The sequence below is a fragment of the Actinoallomurus acanthiterrae genome (assembly GCF_054775715.1).
Window position 1 is genome coordinate 7,618,833 of record NZ_BAAHCO010000001.1, and the last position, 18,435, is coordinate 7,637,267.

The following is an 18,435-nucleotide window of genomic DNA, read 5'->3' on the forward strand; positions in this document are numbered from 1 at the left end:
CGGCTCGCGGGGCCCGGTCGTCCGGGCGCCGCTCGGTCAGCGCCAGCAGCGCGGCCGCGAGGTCGTCGCCGCCCGCGGGGTCCCGGGCGATGACGAGGATCGTGTCATCGCCGGCCACGGTGCCGAGCACGGTGGGCCAGTCGGCGTGGTCGATGGCCGAGGCGAGGAACTGCGCGCCGCCGGCCGGGGTGCGCACGATCACCAGGTTGGCGGAGGCCTCGGCGGAGACCAGCAGCTCCTGGGCGAGCCGGGCCAGCCGGCCGCCGAACGTCTCGGCGGCGCCGGCCCGGGCCCGGCGGATGCGCTCGCCGCCCTCCCCCGGCACCGCGTAGATCAGCGAACCGTCCGCGGCCCGCAGCTTGACCGCGCCGATGTCGACGAGGTCACGCGACAGGGTGGCCTGGGTGACGTCGACGCCGGCGTCGGCGAGCAGCCGGGCCAGCTCGCTCTGGGAGTGCACGGCGTTGCGGCCGAGCAGCTCGATGATCCGCGACTGCCGCGCCGTCTTCGTCAGAGGTGTGGTCATGACGTCGCCCCCAGGATTCCCGGCAGGGCCGTGACGAAGGAGGCGGCCTCGTCCGGCGTGATGATCAGCGGCGGGGCGAGCCGGACCGCCTGGGGGGCGACCGCGTTGACGAGGAAGCCCGCGTCGCGGGCGGCGGCCTCGACGGCGGCGGACTTGGGCTCGGTGAGGACGATCGCCCGCCACAGCCCCCGGCCGCGTACGCCCGCCAGGAGCGGATGGTCGATCGCCTCGATGCCGGCGGCGAGCTGGTCGCCGACCTTGGTGACGTGCTCGAGGAGGCCGTCGCGCTCGATGGTGCCCAGCACGGCCAGCGCGGCGGCGCAGGCGACCGGGTTGCCGCCGAACGTCGAGCCGTGGTCGCCCTTGCCGAACGCCGTGGCGTACGGGCCGAAGCCGACACAGGCGCCGATCGGCAGCCCGCCGCCCAGCCCCTTCGCCAGAGTGATCACGTCGGGCCGTACGCCCTCGTGCTGGTGCTGGAACCAGGTGCCGGTGCGGCCGATGCCGCTCTGGATCTCGTCGAGGACGAGCGCCGCTCCGGTCTCGTCGCAGATCGCCCGCGCGGCCGCGAGGTATCCCTCCGGCGCGGGGATCACGCCCGCCTCGCCCTGGGTCGGCTCGAGGAAGACGGCCGCGCAGTCGCCGGTGACGGCGGCCCGCAGCTCGTCGACCGAGCCGTACGTCACGAACCGTACGTCGGCGGCGAACGGGCCGAACGGCTCGCGGATCGACGCCTTGCCGGTCAGCGCCAGCGCGCCCATCGTCCGGCCGTGGAAGCTGCTGTCCGCCGCGACGACGTACGCCCGGTCGGGGCCTGCGTGGCGCCGGACGAGCTTGTAGGCGGCCTCGTTGGCCTCGGTGCCGGAGTTGGTGAAGAAGACGCGTCCGGCGCCGCCCAGCAGCCCGAGGAGGCGCTCGGCGAGCAGCACCTCCGGCTCGTGCAGGAACAGGTTGGAGGTGTGCGCGAGGGTGGCGACCTGCGCGGAGACCGCCTGGACCAGCGCCGGATGGCCGTGCCCGAGCGCGGAGACCGCGATGCCGCCGATGAGGTCGAGGTAGGCGTTGCCGTCGGTGTCCCAGACCCGGCAGCCCTCGCCGCGGGCGAGCGCGAGCGGCGGGACGCCGTAGTTGGGCATCAACGCGGCCTCGAACCGTGTCCGCAAGTCACTCATGCCGGCACCACCATGGTTCCGATTCCCTCGTCGGTGAAGATCTCCAGCAGCAGCGCGTGCGGCACCCGGCCGTCGAGCACGTGGGCCTGCGGGACCCCGCCGAGCACCGCGCGCAGGCAGGCCTCCATCTTGGGCACCATGCCCGCTGACAGTTCGGGCAAAAGTTTCTCTAGCTTGTCGGCGGTGATCTGGTCGATGACCTCCGAGGCGTCCCCGTTACCGTCGGCCGGCCAGTCGGAGTACAGACCCTCCACGTCGGTCAGCACGATCAGCTTGGTGGCCTGGAGGGCGACGGCCAGTGCGCCCGCCGCGGTGTCGGCGTTGACGTTGTAGACCTCGCCGTCCTCGCCGCGGGCGATGCTGGAGATCACCGGGATGCGCCCGTCGTCGAGGAGGCTGCGGACCGCTCCGGCGTCGACGTCGACGATCTCGCCGACCTGGCCGATGTCGATCTGCTCGCCGTCCACCACGGCGGTCTTGCGCTCGGCGGTGAACAGCCGGGCGTCCTCCCCCGACATGCCGACGCCGAACGCGCCGTGCTGGTTGAGCAGGCCGACGACGTCGGGGCCGACCTGGCCGACCAGGACCATGCGGACGACGTCCATGGTCTCCGGCGTGGTCACCCGGAGGCCGGCCTTGAACGTGCTCTTCAGGCCCAGCCGGTCGAGGTGCGCGTTGATCTGCGGGCCGCCGCCGTGCACCACCACCGGGCGCAGCCCTGCGTACCGGAGGAAGGCGACGTCACGGGCGAAGGCCAGCCGCAGATCGTCGTCGACCATGGCGTTCCCGCCGTACTTGATCACGACGGTCCTGCCGTGGAACTCCTCCAGCCAGGGCAGCGCCTCGATGAGCGTGGCGGCCTTCTGCAGGGCGGCCTCGCTCGTGGCCGTACGGATCCGTGGTTCGGGGCTCATGAGGAGTACGCCGAGTTCTCGTGGACGTAGTCGGCGGTGAGGTCGGTGGTGTGCACGGTCGCGGTGTGGGGGCCGGCGCTGAGGTCGACGGTGATGGTCACGTCGCGGGGCCGCATGTCGACCTTGGACCGGTCGTCACCGAAGGATCCGTTGCGGCACACCCAGACGCCGTTGATCGCGACGTTGAGGCGGTCGGGGTCGAAGACGGCCTCGGTGGTGCCGACGGCGGACAGCACGCGCCCCCAGTTGGGGTCCTCGCCGTGGATCGCGCACTTGAGCAGGTTGCTGCGGGACACCGCGCGCCCGACCAGGACCGCGTCGTGGTCGTTGGCCGCGCCGACGACCTCGATCGCGATCGCCTTGGTGGCGCCCTCGGCGTCGAGCAGCAGCTGCCGGGCGAGGTCGGCGCAGATGTCGGTGACGGTCTCGGCGAGCTCGTCCTCGGACGGGCTGACGCCGCTCGCCCCGTTGGCCAGCAGCAGGACGGTGTCGTTGGTGGACATGCAGCCGTCGGTGTCGAGCCGCTCGAAGGTCACCTCGCAGGCCCGCCGCAGCACCCGGTCGAGGGTCGCCGGGTCGACGTCGGCGTCGGTCGTGATCACGCAGAGCATGGTGGCGAGGGCCGGCGCGAGCATGCCCGCGCCCTTGGCCATGCCGCCGACCGTGTAGCCGCTGGTGGCCCGGCGGAAGGCGATCTTGGCGACGGTGTCCGTCGTCCGGATCGCGTCGGCCGCCGGCAGGCCGCCGTCGCGCGACAGCTCGCGGGCGGCCGCGTCGACGCCGCCGAGCAGCGCGTCCATCGGCAGCCGCTCGCCGATGAGACCGGTGGAGCAGACCGCGACCTCGCCGGCCGAGTCGCCGAGGACGTCCGCGACCTTCTCGGCCGTCTGGTGCGTGTCCTGGAAGCCCGCCGGGCCGGTGCAGGCGTTGGCGCCGCCGGAGTTGAGGATGACGGCGCGCACGCGGCCGCCGCGCAGCACCTGCTCCGACCACAGCACCGGCGCGGCCTTCACGCGGTTGCGGGTGAAGACGCCGGCCGCCGCGCGGGACGGACCGTCGTTGACGACGAGGGCGAGGTCGCGCTCACCGCCCTTCTTGATGCCTGCGGCAAGCCCGGCCGCTCTGAATCCAAGGGGGGCGGTGACGCTCACGGGGCGACTCCGATCGTGGTTAGACCCATTGCTTCTGGCAGATCGAGGGCGAGGTTCGCGCTCTGCACGGCCCCGCCGGCGGTGCCCTTGGTCAGGTTGTCGATGGCGGCCACCGCGACGACGCGCCCGGCGCGCTCGTCGAGGGCGACCTGGACGACGGCGGTGTTCGCGCCGAGCGTCATCGCGGTCGCGGGCCACTGTCCTTCGGGCAGGAGGCGGACGAACGGCTCGTCGGCGTAGGCGGCCGCGTACGCCTCCCGCAGGCCCTGGGCGGTGACGCCGGGCGCGGCCTTGGCCGAGCAGGTGGCGAGGATGCCACGGCTCATCGGCGCGAGGGTCGGCGTGAACGACACGGTGACCGGGTGACCCGCCACCGCGGACAGCTGCTGGGTGATCTCCGGGGTGTGGCGGTGGACGCCGCCGACGCCGTACGCGCCCATCGAGCCCATGACCTCGCTGCCGAGCAGGTTGGGCTTGGGCGCCCGGCCCGCTCCGGAGGTGCCGGACGCCGCGACGATCACAGCGTCGGGCTCGGCCAGCCCGGCGGCATACGCGGGGAAGAGTGCGAGCAGCGACACGGTCGGATAGCACCCCGGCACCGCGATGCGCCGCGTGGTGCGGAGCCGCGCGCGGTTGCCAGGCAGCTCCGGCAGGCCGTACGGCCAGGTGCCCGCGTGCGCGCCGCCGTAGTAGTGCTCCCAGTCGGCGGCGTCGGAGAGCCGGAAGTCGGCGCCGCAGTCGACGACGAGCACGTCGCCGCCCAGCCGCTCCGCGATCGGTCCGGACTGGCCGTGGGGCAGGGCGAGGAAGACGATGTCGTGACCGGCCAGGGTCCCGGGTGTCGTCTCGGCGAGGATCCGGTCCGCCAGCGGGTGGAGGTGCGGCTGGTGGGCGCCGAGCGGTGTGCCCGCGCTCGAGTTCGCGGTCAGCGCGCCGATCTCGAACTCGGGGTGCCCGGCCAGCACACGCAGCAGCTCACCTCCCGCGTAACCGCTCGCTCCGGCGATCGCCGCACGCGTGCCCATCGTCTCCTCCTCGGTGCCGCTGTGTTAAGTATGCATTTCGTTGCATCATCATGCAAGCGCCTTTCCGGCTCCCGGGAAACCGCTAAGGTCCCCTCCATGCGCCGGATCGCCCTCCTCTCCCTGCCCCTGGCCGCTCTGCTCGCCGTCACCGGGTGCGGCTCCGGTTCCAAGCCGAAGACCGCCAAGACGACGGCGGCCGGCCAGGCCGACTGCGGGAAGGTCGACGCCGCCGGCGGAGCCCCGGCGTACCTCAAGGTGACCAAGGGATCGGCGTCCTGCGCCGAGGCCGTCTCGGTGTACAAGGCGTTCTTCGCCGCGATCGCCGAAGGCAAGGCGCCGGGCCAGGGCAGCGGCGGCGAGCTCTCGGTCCAGGGCTGGTCGTGCGTCATCTACCCGCCCGACCAGATCCAGCAGAACGGCCGCGGCGCCGACTGCACGAAGAGCGGCGCCACCGTCACCGCGTTCCAGAAGGCGAGCTGACCCGCGTCGGACCCCGGCCCCTGGGGAAGACTTCCCGGCGAATCTTCAACGGCGTATATCTGGGTATGCCGTTTTGCCCGATATATACATGTTTTGAGGGAGATTCGCCGTGGCTCATCACACGGAACTCGAGCGCAAGTACGACGCCGACGCCGACTTCGTGCTTCCCGACCTGCGGGCGGCCCGCGTAGAGGTCGGCGAACCCGCCACGCACACCCTCCAGGCCCGGTACTTCGACACCGAGGACCTGCGGCTCGCCGCCCACGGGATCACACTGCGCCGCCGGCGCGGCGGCGATGACGCCGGATGGCACCTCAAGCTGCCGGCGGGCAAGAACACCAAGCGAGAGATCCAGCTGCCACTCGGCGACGGCGGTGAGCAGGCCGTGCCGGCGGAACTCGCCACGCTCGTCACCGCCCGCACGCGCGGGAGGCCGCTCGTGCCCGTGGCCGAGGTGGAGACCCGCCGGATCGAACGCCCCCTCCTGGGCAAGAAAGGCCGGGTGCTGGCGAAACTCGCCGACGACACGGTGCACGCGCACCCCTTCGGCCGGGGCGGCGGCGAGGTCAGCCTGATGGCGTGGCGCGAGATCGAGATCGAGGCCGTCACCGCGTCCGACGACTTCCTGTCGGCCGTCGGCGACCATCTGCTCGGCGCCGGCGCCCGGGAGTCGGCGGCCCGGTCCAAGCTGGCCCGCACTCTCGAGGCGGTCCCCTCCTCCGACCGGCGCGTGGACACCGGCACCGCCGGAGGGGTCCTCGTGACCTATCTCGCCAAGCACTTCGACAAGATGCTGGCGTACGACCCGCTCGTCCGCCTGGCCGACCACGACGACGACACGGTGCACAAGATGCGCGTGAGCGTACGGCGGATGCGCAGCCTCCTCCGCACCCATCGGCGCATGGTCGATCCGGCCCGCGCCGCCGGCCTCGACGCCGAGCTGAAGTGGCTGGCCGACGCGCTGGGCGAGGTCCGTGACCTGGAGGTCCTCCGCGCGCGGTTCGAGCGGCGCCTGGCGGACCTGCCCGACGCCGATCAGCGGCCGACGTGGCTGGCCGCGATGGCATCGGAGGAGCTCCACGCTCGCGACCGGCTGCGCGCGAGCCTGTCGGCGCCGCGGTACCTCGCTCTCCTCGACGCGGTCGACGCCTTCCTGGCCTCCCCGCCCCTCATCGGCGGACACGCCCGCCGGCCGACCCGGCGGGAGACGGCCAAGGCCGTCGACAAGGCCTGGCGGACGATGCTGCGCCGCCATGCCCGTTCCGCCGAACTGCCCCCGAGCACGGCCCACGACGTCGCCCTCCACAGCACCCGTAAGGCCGCCAAGCGGGCCCGCTACACCGCCGAGGCCGCCGTGCCCGCCCTGGGCTCCCCCGCGAAGAAGCTGGCCCGCCGCGCGGAGCGGCTGCAGGAGGTGCTCGGCGCCTACCAGGACGGCGTGGTCGCCGCCGAGCGGCTCGGTGATTTCGCCCGCCGGCCCGGGACACCGGCCGCCGAGGCATTCGCCGCCGGCCGGCTCGCCGAGCGGGAGGAACGCGATCGGGAACGCGAGCTGCGGAATCTGCCCGCCGCCGTGAAGAAGGCCGCCAAGCGCGGGCCGCGCCGCGCCCTCCGGAAGAAGTGACCCGCGCGGGGGCCCACCTCCGTCTTCAGGGTCGCGACCGTCCCCGGGCGTGTCCGGTGGATCCACGTCCGGCTGCGCGGCGTCCAGAACGCACCTCGCCGACGACGCCGTGCCCGGCGACTCGGGTTGGCCAAGGCTTCTCCCCGATTTCCCCCATGCGCCGTGGAGAGTTGCTGATCGCTTGAGAACACTGTCCTGCCCCGCTGATCCGACCCCGAGGCAGGCCATACATGACCGACATCAACCGTCGACGATTCATGCAACTCGCTGGTGGGACGGCCGCGATGACCGCGCTGTCCACGAGCATCGCCCGCGCCGCGGAGGTCCCCGCGGCCCGTCGCACCGGCACTCTGCGGGACATCGAGCACATCGTGGTCCTCATGCAGGAGAACCGGTCCTTCGACCACTACTTCGGCACGCTGCGCGGTGTGCGCGGATTCGGCGATCCGCACCCCGTGACGCTGCCGAACGGCAAGCCGGTCTGGAACCAGTCCGACGGGACCAAGGACGTCCTCCCGTTCCACCCGGACGCGACCGACCTCGGCCTGCGGTTCCTCCAGGACCTCGACCACAGCTGGAACGGCGGGCACACCGCCTGGAACAACGGCGCGTACGACAAGTCGGTGCCGGCCAAGACCGCCACCACGATGGCGTACCTCACGCGCAAGGACATCCCGTTCCACTACGCGCTGGCCGACGCCTTTACGATCTGCGACGCCTACCACTGCTCGATGATCGGCCCCACCGACCCTAACCGCTACTACATGTGGACCGGTTACACCGGCAACGACGGCACCGGCGGCGGCCCCGTCCTCGGCAACGACGAGGTGGGCTACTCCTGGACGACCTATCCCGAGCGTCTGGAGAAGGCCGGGGTCTCCTGGAAGATCTACCAGGACGCCGGCGACGGCCTCGACGGCCCGGGCTCCTGGGGATGGACGAACGACGCCTACATCGGCAACTACGGCGACAACTCGCTGCTCTACTTCAACCAGTACCGGAACGCCAAGCCCGGCGATCCGCTCTACGACAAGGCGCGGACCGGCACCGACGCCAAGCACGGCCAGGGATTCTTCGACATCCTCAAGGCCGACGTCAAGGCCGGCTGCCGCAGATCTCGTGGATCGCCGCGCCCGAGGCCTTCACCGAGCACCCGAACTGGCCCGTCAACTACGGCGCCTGGTACATCTCCCAGGTCCTGAACGCGCTGACGGCCAACCCGGACGTGTGGAGCAAGACGGCGCTGTTCGTCACCTACGACGAGAACGACGGCTTCTTCGACCACGCCGTGCCGCCGTACCCGCCGTCGTCTCCGGCGCAGGGCCGTTCGACGGTCGACGTCGCCGGCGAGATCTTCCCGGGCTCCGGCCAGAGCGTCGCCGGTCCATACGGCCTGGGCCAGCGCGTCCCGATGTTCGTCGTGTCGCCCTGGAGCAAGGGCGGCTGGGTGTGCTCCGAGGTCTTCGACCACACCTCGATCATCCGGTTCATGGAGCAGCGCTTCGGCGTTCACGAGCCGAACATCTCGGGCTGGCGCAGGGCCGTCTGCGGCGACCTGACCTCGGCGTTCGACTTCGGCCACACCGCCGCCCGGATGCCCGCGCTCCCCGACACCAGCGGCTACGTCCCGCCGGACCGTGACCGGCACCCGGACTACATTCCGACGCCACCGGCGAACCCGGCGCTGCCGAAGCAGGAACGCGGCCTGCGGCCCGCCCGGCCGCTGCCGTACGACCTTGTCGCCGACGGCCGCGTGGGAGCCGACGGTCTGGCGATCGACTTCGCCGACCACGGCGCGGCGGCCGCGACCTTCCACGTGACCTCCACGACCCACGCGAACGGGCCCTGGACCTACACCGTGGGCGCGGGCCGGCGGCTCTCCGCGACGTGGAGCGGGAAGGGCGCGTACGACGTCCGGGTGCACGGTCCGAACGGCTTCTTCCGGCGGCTCGCCGGTCACGGCGGCGGCGCCGGCCCCGAGGTGGCGGCGAGCGACGACGGTGCCCGCGAGGAGGTCCGGCTGGTGCTGACCAACGGCGGCAAGGACCCCGTACGGCTCACCGTCAAGGACGCCTACGGCAACGGGCGCACGGCCACGTACCGGGTCCAGCCCGGCGGACGCGCCGTCCACGTGGCATCGGCGGGTCGCAGCCACGGCTGGTACGACCTGTCGGTCGTCTCCGACCACGACGACACGTTCCTGCGACGGCTGGCCGGCCACGTCGAGACCGGACGCCCGAGCACGAGCGACCCCGCGATCATCACGAGCTGAGCACGGGGACACCCGGCCAAGTGCCCGGCTGCGCCTCGCCGCGTTGTCGTCAAGGGTCGTGGACGAAGCCGGCCGGGCCCGCTGAACCCTTGGCGACCGACATGGCCGCCTCCAGATGTGACACGACCGCGCCGTGATCACGCTTGCGTGATCACGGCGCGGTGTTAGGGCGTGTCCGGTGGATCTCCGTCCGGATAGCTCCTAGGTCAGGCTCCGCGGAGGACGGCGCCGACCCGCTCGGCCGCGGCGGCGACGGCGGCGTCCCGGACGGCGGTGGTCTCCTCGGCCGTGAGCGTACGGTCGGACGCGCGGAACCGGAGCGTGTAGGCGAGCGACTTGTTCCCCTCGCCGACCTGCTCACCGGTGTACACGTCGAAGAGCCGGACCGACTCGAGGAGGTCTCCGGCGCCCTGTGCCTCGACGCCGGCCCGGAGAGCGGCCTCCACCTCGGCGGCGGGCACGTGCCCGGCCACCGTCAGGGCGATGTCCTGGGTGGCCACCGGGTACGTCGCGATGTGCGGCGCGACCACGGTGCCGGACGCCTTCGGCTCCAGCAGGCTCAGGTCGAGCTCCATCGCGCAGGCGCGGGCCGGCAGGTCGTACGCCTTGGTCACCCGGGGGTGCAGCTCCCCCGCGTGGCCGACGAGGGTCCCGTCGGCGAACAACGCGGCGCAGCGGCCGGGGTGCCAGGGCGCGTGCTGGTCGGCCTTGACCTCCAGCTCGACGCCCGCCTCGGCCGCGACGACGCGGGCGGCCTCGATGGCGTCGGCCCAGGTCGCCTGGCGGTCCTCGCCCCACCAGCCGGCTCGCGGGCCCCGGCCAGGACCGCGGCGACGCGCATCGGCTGGTCGGGCAGCGCCGCCTGGATGGCGGCGAGCTCCTCTGCTGTGGGCGCGCGATCGACCGGCGGCCGCGGCGGGGTCGGGGCGTCCGGACGTGGCCGGTAGACGAGGCCCGTCTCGAACAGGGCGACGTCGGCGAAGCCGCGCCCGACGTTGCGGCCCAGCGTGCGCAGCAGCGCCGGGAGCAGCGTCGTGCGCAGGAACGGCTCGTCCTCGGTGAGCGGGTTGGCCAGCCGCAGCGCGCGCCGGCGGGCGTCGTCGGCGGGCAGCTGCAGGGCGTCCCAGTCGCCCGCGGACACGAACGGGTAGTTGATCACCTCGTCGTATCCGGCCGCGGCCAGGGCCCTGCCGGCGCGGCGGCGCAGCCGCTGCGCCGGGGTGAGACCCCGCCCGGCGACCGAACGCGGGGCGCGTGCGGGGATGTTCTCGTAGCCCTCGAGCCGGATGACCTCTTCGGCGAGGTCGTTCGGGTCGCGCAGGTCGGGCCGCCAGGGCGGCGGCGTCACGGTGAGGACGTCGTCGCCGGTGACCTCGCAGCCGACGTCGCGCAGCCGCTTGACCACCGTGTCGCGGCCGTACGCGACGCCCGCGACGCGGTCCGGGTGGCCGGCCGGGATGGTGATCGTGACGTTCTCCGCCGGCGCCTCGGCGTGCGTCACGCCGGGAAGCACCTCGGCGCCGCCGAGCTCGGCCAGCATCCGTACGGCCTTGTACGTCGCCACCAAGGGCAGGTCACGGTCGACGCCGCGCTCGAAGCGGTACAGCGCCTCGCTCTTGAGCTTGTGGCGGCGGCCCTGCCGCGCCAGGTCGCTCGCCGAGAAGTGCGCGCCCTCGATCACCATGTCGGTCGACTTCTCGTCGATCTCGGTGTGCAGGCCGCCCATCGTCCCGGCCATCGAGATCGGGCCTGACCCGTCGGTGATCAGAACGTCGTCCGGGTGCAGGTCCCGTACGACGTGGTCGAGGGTCTCCAGCCGCTCGCCCGGCTCGGCCCGGCGGACGACGATCGGGCCGGTCAGCTTCGCCCGGTCGAACGCGTGCAGCGGCTGGCCCAGCTCGAGCATCAGGTAGTTGGTGACGTCGACGGCCAGGGACACCGAGCGCATCCCGGCGCGGGCCAGCCGGACCCGCATCCACAGCGGCGACGGCGCGTCCGGCGCGAAGCCGCGCACCTCCCGGAGGACAAAGCGGTCGCAGCCGGTCGGGTCCGCGATGCTCGCCGGGTACGACTCGCCGGTCTCGGCCGGGAGCTCGACGTCGGCGGGGTCACGGAACGGCACGTCGTACGCCGTCGCGACCTCGCGGGCGACGCCGCGGATCGAGGCGGTGTAGCCGCGGTCCGGCGTGATCGCGAGGTCGAGCACCTCGTCGCGGAGCCCGGTCAGCTCGACGAAGTCGGCTCCGAGGGGCGTGTCCGCCGGCAGGATGAGGATGCCGGGGCTGCTCTCGGCCAGGCCGAGCTCGGCCTCGGAGCAGATCATGCCGTCGGACACCCGCCCGTACGTCTTGCGCGCGGCGATCGCGAACCCGCCGGGCAGCACGGCGCCCGGGAGCGCGACCGGCACACGGTCGCCGGCGACGAAGTTCGTGGCGCCGCAGACGATGCCGCGCGGCTCGCCTTCGCCGACGTCGACCTGGCAGAAGCGGATCGGCTTCTTGAAACCGCTGAGCTCCTCGATCTCCAGGACCTGCCCGGTGATCACGCCGGTCACGTCGTGCCCGACGGCCTCGACGGACTCGACCTCCATGCCGGCCGCGATCAGTTTCTGGGCGATGTCACGCGCGGTGACCTCGGCGGGCAGCTCGGCGTACTCCCGCAGCCACGAAACAGGGGCGCGCATCAGATCTCCATCCCGAATGCCTGGGTGAAGCGCACGTCACCCTCGAACATGTCGTGCATGTCCTCGACCCCGTGCCGGAACATCAGCGTGCGCTCGACGCCCAGGCCGAACGCCCAGCCGCTGTAGCGCTCCGGGTCGACCCCGGCGGCGACCAGCACGCGCGGGTTGACCATGCCGCAGCCGCCCAGCTCGATCCAGCCCTCCGACCGGCAGGTGCGGCAGGGCTCGCCGCCCGGCTCGGCCGAGGCGCCGCGGCAGACGAAGCACTGCATGTCGACCTCGGCGGACGGCTCGGTGAACGGGAAGTAGTACGGGCGGAAGCGGGTCTTGAGCCCTTCGCCGAACATCCCCGTGACGAACGCGCCGATGGCCCCGCGCAGGTCGGCCATGGTGATGCCCTCGTCGACGACGAGGCCCTCCATCTGGTGGAAGACGGGGCTGTGCGTCGCGTCGAGCTCGTCGGTGCGGAAGGTGCGGCCGGTGCAGACGACGTAGACCGGCAGCTCACGGGTCAGCAGGGCGCGGATCTGGACCGGCGAGGTGTGCGTCCGCAGGACCAGGCCGGAGTCCTCCGACTCGACGAAGAACGTGTCCTGCATCTCCCGCGCCGGGTGGGCGGGCGGGAAGTTCAGCGCGTCGAAGTTGAACCACTCGGCCTCGACCTCCGGCCCCTCGGCCAGTTCGAAGCCCATGGAGACGAAGACGTCGGCCATGCGCTCGGCGATGGTCGTCACCGGGTGCCGGGCGCCGCGCGGCGTGCGGTCCCACGGCAGGGTGACGTCGACGGCCTCCTCGACGAGGACGCGCTGGTCGCGCTCCTCCTCCAGCTCGGCCTGACGCGCCTTGAGCGCGTCGGAGACCTCGCGGCGGGCGGTGCCGACGCGCTTGCCGGCCTCGGCCTTGGCCTGCGGCGGCAGGGCGCCGATCTCCCGGTTGGCGAGCGCGAGCGGCGAGCGGTCGCCGGCGTGGGCCAGGCGGACCTGCTTCAGCTCGTCGAGGCTCGCGGCCGCCGCGATCGCGGCGAGCGCCTCGTCGCGCGTGCGGGCCACCTCGTCCGGATGGAGCGCGGTGACCTCGACGGGGTCATATGACTTATTCGGTGCGGACATGGTTCGGATTACTCCAGCAGTGGCGGAACGGCGATCGAGTCTAGTCGGCGCACGGCCTCCGGCCCGGGATCCGGGCCATAACACGATCATGGCGGACCCGTGCCGGTCGGGAAGCCCGCGGCGCTCTCAAGCGAAGTCTGGAGCCCCGGCGGGCAGGCTAAATCGGAACTCGGCGCCGCCACTGGGGGCGCGCCGCACGGCGATCGTGCCGCCGTGCGCCTCGATGAGGCCCTTCACGATGTAGAGGCCGAGGCCGGTGCCCCCGCGGGGCTGGCCATGGCCGCGCCAGAACTGGCGGAAGACGCGCTGGGCCGCCTCGGGCGGAATGCCCTCGCCCTCGTCGCGTACGGCGACGACGACTCCCCGCGTGCCCGCGTCCGGCTCCACCACGATCGTCACAGTACCAGCACCGTGCCGGACGGCGTTCTCCACGAGGTTGCCGAGGATCTGGTCGATCTTGTCGGGATCGAGCCACATCTCCGGCAACTCGCCCGGCACTTCGAGTACGAACCGATCCGGCGACTCACCCGCGGCCACCCGGCCGGCGATGATCTTGCGGGTCTCCTCGACCACGTCGACGACCTGGCGACGCATCTCCACCGGCCCGCCTCGATGCGGGAGACGTCCAGCAGCTCGGTGATCAGCCGGGTCACCCGGTCGGCGTCGGAGTTGACCGTCTCGAGCATGACGCGCTTCTGATCGTCGTTGAACCGGTGCCACTTGGCCAGCAGGGTGGCGGTGAAGCCCTTGACGCTGGTCAGCGGCGACCGCAGCTCGTGCGCGACGGTGGAGACCAGGTCCGCCCGCCCGCGCTCGTGGCGGGCGCGCTCGGCCGCGTCGCGCAGGGCGACGCTGAACGAGCGCACCGTGCCGTCCCGCTCGCGGTCGTAGGAGGCGGTGACGAGCAGCTCGGGCCCGTCGCCGAGGTAGAGCGGCCGCTCCGGGTGACGGGTGCGGGTCGCCAGACCGCCGTACGGGTCGAGGCACTTCCACCAGTCCCGGCCGTCGGCGTCGCGCAGCGGCAGGACGTCGGCGAAGTCGCGGCCGAGCGCCGCGGCCTTCGGCGTGCCGGTCAACCGCACCGCGGCGCGGTTGAACACGACGACCCTCCGGTCGGCGCCGGCCACGAGCAGACCGTCGGGCAGCGAATCAGGGCAGACCCCGTCCGACGCCGCCCGCCCGGAGGAGGGCTCAGAGCCACGCGGAACCGGTCCGCCCACGACCCCGCCACCTCCCGGCTCCCTATTGACTGCGACAGCCTGACTCTAGTGCGGACGGCGGAAATCCCGCCACGCCAGAGTCGTTAACGTCCGGTGTTCCCGGCATGTCGCCTAGGACGAATCAGTGCTGAAACGCCTCGTCGACGGTGTCATATGTGGGGAACAGCGCGTCGAGCCGGGTGATTCGCAGAATCCTCCGCTGAGCGGGCCGCACACCCGCGAGGCAGAGCGAGCCGCCCTTCTCCCGGAGCCGGTTGCCCACCGCGACCAGCGCGCCGAGACCGGCGGCGTCGCAGAAGCTCACGGCCTCGAAGTCGACGACGAGGTGGATGTGGCCGCTGTCGGCCAGCCGCAGGAGATCCGCGCGCAGCCGCCCCGCCGTCTGCACATCGATCTCACCGCCGATCGCCACGACCGCGACGGCACCGGCGCGTCGCACCACCGTGGCGGCCATCGCGCGGTCGGCCATCTGGCACCGGTGCGCGCCCCCGCGCGCCATCGGAGACCTGCTCGAGAGCCGCTCACAGCCCATCGCCGCTCGTCGGCGAGGCAGTGGAATGCCCCTTATATTCGTATTCAACCGTTTTGCCCCGTTCATCGGAATCCTCGTTGATACCGTGACGGCCGCCCCGAAGCGCGAACCGCCGTCCGTCCGGTTCACCGATCCGGCACGGCGGAATCAACAGCATCGATCATGTCGGCTTTTGTTCGATTGAACGAATCGGGTCGCCGATTTGTTACAGCGAGAAGACATCCTTGTTGCGTTCGGTATCGGACGCCCCGGGTCGTTCTCACCCTGACGCTCCGCTGAGAGCGGCGTCAGGAGGGCGTGCCGGACCGCTGGGAGCGCGTCAGGCGGGCGTGCCGGACCGCTGTGCCCGGGCCGAGGCGTAGAGGCACACGGCGGCCGCGGTGGCGAGGTTGAGGCTCTCGGCCCCTCCGTAGATGGGGACGCGCACGACCTCGTCGACCGCGTCCAGGATCTCCGCCGGCAGACCCCACGCCTCGTTGCCGAACACCCAGGCCGTCGGGCCGGCGAGCGTTCCCGCGTCGAGCGCGGCGTCCAGGGAGCACGTTCCGGCCCCGTCGGCCGCCAGGACCGTCAGCCCGGACTCCTTGAGCGCCGGGATCAGGGTGTCGAAGCGCGGCCCGACCACGACCGGCAGATGGAACAGGCTGCCGGCCGAGGCGCGCACGCACTTGCCGTTGTACGGGTCGACGGAGGCGTCCGTGAAGATCACCGAGTCGGAGCCGGCCGCGTCGGCGGTGCGCAGGACGGTGCCGGCGTTCCCGGGGTCGCGAACGTGCGCCAGCACGGTCACCAGACGCGGGGGCGGCGCGAGCACGCCCTCGAGGTCGACGTCGACGAACGCGCAGACGGCCAGCAGGCCCTGCGGGGTGACGGTCTGGGCGAGCTCGGCCATGACCTCGCCGCTCACCCGGAAGATCGGGACGCCGGAGCGCTCCGCCTGGACGATCAGGTCGTGGTGGCGGTTCTCCGCCTCGGCGGTGGCGAACAGCTCGACGAGGACGCCGTCGAGCGCCAGGGCCTCCCGTACCGCCTGGGGGCCCTCGGCGAGAAACTGCCGCTCACGGCGGCGGAACGCGCGTTTGGCGAGCCGACGAGCCGCCTTCACCCGCGGTGATCGAGTGGAGGTCAGGTCGCGGCCCGCCATCAGCGTGATTATCTATGCCGTCAGGCGGCCGCGCTGCCCTCGGCGGGCAGCGCCTTCTTGGCCGTCTCGACGAGAACCGTGAACGCCGCGGCGTCGTTGACCGCGAGCTCGGCGAGCATGCGACGGTCGACCTCGACGCCCGCCTCGCGCAGGCCCTGGATGAACCGGTTGTAGGTCATGCCGTTCGCGCGGGCCGCCGCGTTGATCCGCTGGATCCACAGACGGCGGAACTGGCCCTTGCGGTCCTTCCGGTCACGGAAGGCGTACGTCATCGAGTGGAGCTGCTGCTCCTTGGCCTTGCGGTACAGCCTGGACCGCTGGCCACGGTAGCCACTCGCCCGCTCGAGGACGACCCGGCGCTTCTTGGCGGCGTTGACCGCCCGCTTCACGCGTGCCACGTCTTGAACTCCTTCGTGGAGGCCGTGCCTTGTGGGCTCCGGCCGGTCGTTCGACTAACGGGTCTGCCGACACCGAAGGGGTGCCGGAGCCCGGCGATCAGGTGGTGCCGGGCTTACTCGCCGAGCAGCTTCTTGATCTTGGTCTCGTCGTTCTTGGACACCACGACCGCTCCGTCGAGCCGACGCGTGCGCTTGGTCGGCTTGTGCTCGAGCAGGTGGTTGCGGTTGGCGCGGCGGCGCATGACCTTGCCGGTGCCCGTCAGCTTGAACCTCTTCTTGGCACCACTGTGCGTCTTCATCTTCGGCATGGTCGCCGACGTCTCCCTAAGTCCGAGCGCCTCGATCCGGGCATACAGCGACTCCGCGCGGAGTGCTGTACGCCTGAGAGGCGCATGTTTACCTCTTCGCGAGACGACCCCGCTCGGTGAGCAGGGTCGTGGCGGAGCGGGCCCGGTCAGGCCGGGGAACCGTGCTCCTCCTGCTGCCGTCGCGCACGACTTCCCGTCGCGGTGCGCGTTTCGGCCTTTGCCTCGCTCTTCTTCTTGTGCGGTCCAAGGACCATGATCATGTTGCGGCCGTCCTGCTTGGGACGGGACTCGACGAAGCCGAGCTCCTCGACGTCCTCCGCCAGCCGCTGCAACAGCCGGAACCCCAGCTCCGGCCGGGACTGCTCGCGGCCACGGAACATGATCGTGACCTTGACCTTGTCACCTGCCTTGAGGAACCGCTCGACGTGGCCCTTCTTGGTGCCGTAGTCGTGCGGATCGATCTTCGGCCGGAGTTTGATCTCCTTGATGACCGTGTGCGCCTGGTTACGTCGCGCATCGCGGGCCTTCATCGCGGACTCGTACTTGAACTTGCCGTAGTCCATGAGCTTGGCCACGGGCGGCCTCGCGGTCGGGGCGACCTCGACGAGATCGAGGTCGGACTCCCGGGCGAGGTCGAGTGCCTTGGCGATCGGCACGATACCGACCTGTTCGCCGTTCGGACCGACGAGCCGGACCTCGGGCACGCGAATGCGCTCGTTGATACGCGGTTCGGCGCTGATGGGACCTCCTTGGGACTTCCGAGCTGTCGCGACCGGCCATGCCCTGGGCCCTTCATGCGAAAAGCCCCGCATGACTCGCATGCGGGGCCATCACCATTACCGGACGCCCCGACGGCCGGAGCCGACGAGGCGGGCACGCTGGAAGCGTGCCTGACCGGAACCCATCAGCTTCTCGTCTCCCGAAGGAGCGCAGCCGATCAGGTGGGAGATGACCTCCGCTTGCGCGCCCGGCGCGTACACGCCAGGCCAGTCAAAGGTCAAAGATATCAGCTTTCCTGCCGTACGTCGAAAGCGCGCACCTCGAACGCCGCGGTGACCTTCACCGGCTCCGCGAGCGCGGCGATGCGCGCCCGCAGGATCTCCGGTTCGGTGTGCCGGGCACTGGGGCCCATCGTCACGAGCGACACGGCGTCGGCATGCGTGAGCGACAGCGGGAGGTCCAGGGACCAGACGCCCGCAGGGGCGAAGCGCTCGCCGACCGAGTCGGCCACGCGGTCGGCCTTCCGCTCGTCCACGGACAGCAGCCCGAGCCGTTCGATCAGCTCGCCCAGGTGGTGTGGGGCCGGAGTGACGACGATCAGCGCGCCGTCCGGCCTGAGCACCCGGTGGAACTCCGCCCCGCTCCGCGGGGCGAACACGTCGATGAGGACCGCGACCGCGCCGGTGCGCACGGGCAGCGGCCGCCATACGTCCCACGCCAGGGCGCCGATCCGGGGGTGCGCCCGCGCGGCGCGGCGCAACGCGTGCTTGGAGATGTCAAGGGCGATCCCGGGCCGTCCGGGCAGCCGGTCGAGCACGCCCGCGAGGTAGTGGCCCGTGCCCGCGCCGGCGTCCAGCACGCAGCCCTCCCCCGGGTCGAGGGCCGCCGCGCGCTCCGCGACCAGGTCGGCGAGCGGGGCGAAGTGCCCGCCGCCGAGGAAGTCCGCGCGGGCCGCGACCATCTCCGGGGTGTCGGCGGTGCCGAGATGCGCCTTGCCGGTCAGCAGGTTGGCGTAGCCCTGCTTGGCGATGTCGAACGTGTGCCCGGCCGGGCAGCGCAGGGCCGTCCCTTCGATGGCGAGGTCACCGGCGCAGAGGGGACAGCGGAGGTACGGAACGACGTCGGCGAGCACCCTCCCATGATGGTGCAGGCGAACA

The 18,435-nt window shown here is 72.1% G+C and carries 14 protein-coding genes and 4 pseudogenes; 4 read left to right on the forward strand and 14 right to left on the reverse strand.

Translation table 11 applies throughout. The features are described 5' to 3' along the window. Positions 1-25: 25 nt before the first annotated feature. From ACYVF7_RS35970 to argC, 5 genes and pseudogenes are all read right to left on the reverse strand, one after another. A pseudogene (locus tag ACYVF7_RS35970) lies at positions 26-526 on the reverse strand (arginine repressor); the annotation flags it as partial. After that, positions 523-1,698, reverse strand: coding sequence for an acetylornithine transaminase (locus ACYVF7_RS35975; RefSeq protein WP_460349502.1), 1,176 nt, complete (start codon positions 1,696-1,698; stop codon positions 523-525). The gene ACYVF7_RS35975 and the pseudogene ACYVF7_RS35970, both read right to left, overlap by 4 nt. Next, a complete protein-coding gene (gene argB, locus ACYVF7_RS35980) occupies positions 1,695-2,612 on the reverse strand; it encodes an acetylglutamate kinase (RefSeq protein WP_460349504.1) in 918 nt (305 codons plus the stop codon). The genes ACYVF7_RS35975 and argB overlap by 4 nt, the downstream gene beginning before the upstream one ends. Next, complete coding sequence (argJ, locus tag ACYVF7_RS35985) at positions 2,609-3,763, reverse strand: bifunctional glutamate N-acetyltransferase/amino-acid acetyltransferase ArgJ (RefSeq protein WP_460349506.1); 1,155 nt, start codon at positions 3,761-3,763, stop codon at positions 2,609-2,611. Before argJ ends, argB begins: the two co-directional genes overlap by 4 nt. Next, positions 3,760-4,788 (reverse strand): N-acetyl-gamma-glutamyl-phosphate reductase, encoded by a 1,029-nt coding sequence (gene argC, locus ACYVF7_RS35990; RefSeq protein ID WP_460349508.1) that lies wholly within the window; start codon positions 4,786-4,788, stop codon positions 3,760-3,762. Before argC ends, argJ begins: the two co-directional genes overlap by 4 nt. A 96-nt stretch (positions 4,789-4,884) precedes the next feature. On the opposite strand from argC, the gene ACYVF7_RS35995 reads away from it, so the two are divergent. From ACYVF7_RS35995 to ACYVF7_RS36010, 4 genes and pseudogenes are all read left to right on the forward strand, one after another. Then, on the forward strand, positions 4,885-5,268 hold the full coding sequence (locus ACYVF7_RS35995; RefSeq protein ID WP_460349510.1) for a hypothetical protein: 384 nt from the start codon (positions 4,885-4,887) through the stop codon (positions 5,266-5,268). Positions 5,269-5,377: 109 nt separating this feature from the next. Further along, positions 5,378-6,892, forward strand: coding sequence for a CYTH and CHAD domain-containing protein (locus ACYVF7_RS36000; protein WP_460349512.1), 1,515 nt, complete (start codon positions 5,378-5,380; stop codon positions 6,890-6,892). Between the two features lie 380 nt (positions 6,893-7,272). Next, positions 7,273-8,342: pseudogene (locus tag ACYVF7_RS36005) on the forward strand (alkaline phosphatase family protein); the annotation flags it as partial. Between the two features lie 144 nt (positions 8,343-8,486). Further along, entirely contained in the window at positions 8,487-9,164 is a 678-nt protein-coding gene (locus ACYVF7_RS36010) for a phospholipase domain-containing protein (protein ID WP_460358308.1), read from the forward strand. Positions 9,165-9,370: 206 nt separating this feature from the next. On the opposite strand, the pseudogene pheT reads toward ACYVF7_RS36010, so the two are convergent. The 9 genes and pseudogenes from pheT to ACYVF7_RS36055 form a co-directional block, all read right to left on the reverse strand. Next, positions 9,371-11,847 (reverse strand): annotated as a pseudogene (gene pheT, locus ACYVF7_RS36015) (phenylalanine--tRNA ligase subunit beta). Beyond that, positions 11,847-12,956: a phenylalanine--tRNA ligase subunit alpha gene (gene pheS, locus ACYVF7_RS36020; protein WP_460349514.1), complete on the reverse strand. Its 1,110-nt coding sequence runs from the start codon at positions 12,954-12,956 to the stop codon at positions 11,847-11,849. Before pheS ends, pheT begins: the two are co-directional and overlap by 1 nt. A 126-nt stretch (positions 12,957-13,082) precedes the next feature. Next, positions 13,083-14,101 (reverse strand): annotated as a pseudogene (locus ACYVF7_RS36025) (sensor histidine kinase). 196 nt (positions 14,102-14,297) lie between these two features. After that, positions 14,298-14,675 carry an STAS domain-containing protein gene (locus tag ACYVF7_RS36030; protein WP_460349517.1) on the reverse strand — a complete coding sequence of 126 codons (378 nt, stop codon included), beginning with the start codon at positions 14,673-14,675 and terminating at the stop codon, positions 14,298-14,300. A gap of 352 nt (positions 14,676-15,027) precedes the next feature. Continuing rightward, a complete protein-coding gene (locus ACYVF7_RS36035; RefSeq protein ID WP_460349519.1) occupies positions 15,028-15,852 on the reverse strand; it encodes a TrmH family RNA methyltransferase in 825 nt (274 codons plus the stop codon). A gap of 20 nt (positions 15,853-15,872) precedes the next feature. Beyond that, positions 15,873-16,250 (reverse strand): 50S ribosomal protein L20, encoded by a 378-nt coding sequence (rplT, locus tag ACYVF7_RS36040; RefSeq protein WP_345356301.1) that lies wholly within the window; start codon positions 16,248-16,250, stop codon positions 15,873-15,875. 113 nt (positions 16,251-16,363) lie between these two features. After that, positions 16,364-16,558, reverse strand: coding sequence for a 50S ribosomal protein L35 (gene rpmI, locus ACYVF7_RS36045; protein ID WP_345438553.1), 195 nt, complete (start codon positions 16,556-16,558; stop codon positions 16,364-16,366). Positions 16,559-16,704: 146 nt separating this feature from the next. Beyond that, positions 16,705-17,370 (reverse strand): translation initiation factor IF-3, encoded by a 666-nt coding sequence (gene infC / locus ACYVF7_RS36050; RefSeq protein ID WP_460358311.1) that lies wholly within the window; start codon positions 17,368-17,370, stop codon positions 16,705-16,707. A 194-nt stretch (positions 17,371-17,564) separates the two neighbouring features. After that, complete coding sequence (locus ACYVF7_RS36055) at positions 17,565-18,410, reverse strand: putative RNA methyltransferase (RefSeq protein ID WP_460349522.1); 846 nt, start codon at positions 18,408-18,410, stop codon at positions 17,565-17,567. Between the last annotated feature and the right edge of the window lie 25 nt (positions 18,411-18,435).

Bases quoted from the DNA above. Each gene is read 5' to 3' on its own strand.
- infC (WP_460358311.1), bottom strand. From the start codon at position 17,370: ATGCGGGGCTTTTCGCATGAAGGGCCCAGGGCATGGCCGGTCGCGACA.
- rpmI (WP_345438553.1), bottom strand. From the start codon at position 16,558: ATGCCGAAGATGAAGACGCACAGTGGTGCCAAGAAGAGGTTCAAGCTG.
- pheS (WP_460349514.1), bottom strand. From the start codon at position 12,956: ATGTCCGCACCGAATAAGTCATATGACCCCGTCGAGGTCACCGCGCTC.
- ACYVF7_RS35995 (WP_460349510.1), top strand. From the start codon at position 4,885: ATGCGCCGGATCGCCCTCCTCTCCCTGCCCCTGGCCGCTCTGCTCGCC.
- argC (WP_460349508.1), bottom strand. From the start codon at position 4,788: ATGGGCACGCGTGCGGCGATCGCCGGAGCGAGCGGTTACGCGGGAGGT.
- argB (WP_460349504.1), bottom strand. From the start codon at position 2,612: ATGAGCCCCGAACCACGGATCCGTACGGCCACGAGCGAGGCCGCCCTG.
- ACYVF7_RS35975 (WP_460349502.1), bottom strand. From the start codon at position 1,698: ATGAGTGACTTGCGGACACGGTTCGAGGCCGCGTTGATGCCCAACTAC.
- ACYVF7_RS36030 (WP_460349517.1), bottom strand. From the start codon at position 14,675: ATGGCGCGCGGGGGCGCGCACCGGTGCCAGATGGCCGACCGCGCGATG.
- ACYVF7_RS36010 (WP_460358308.1), top strand. From the start codon at position 8,487: ATGCCCGCGCTCCCCGACACCAGCGGCTACGTCCCGCCGGACCGTGAC.
- ACYVF7_RS36035 (WP_460349519.1), bottom strand. From the start codon at position 15,852: ATGGCGGGCCGCGACCTGACCTCCACTCGATCACCGCGGGTGAAGGCG.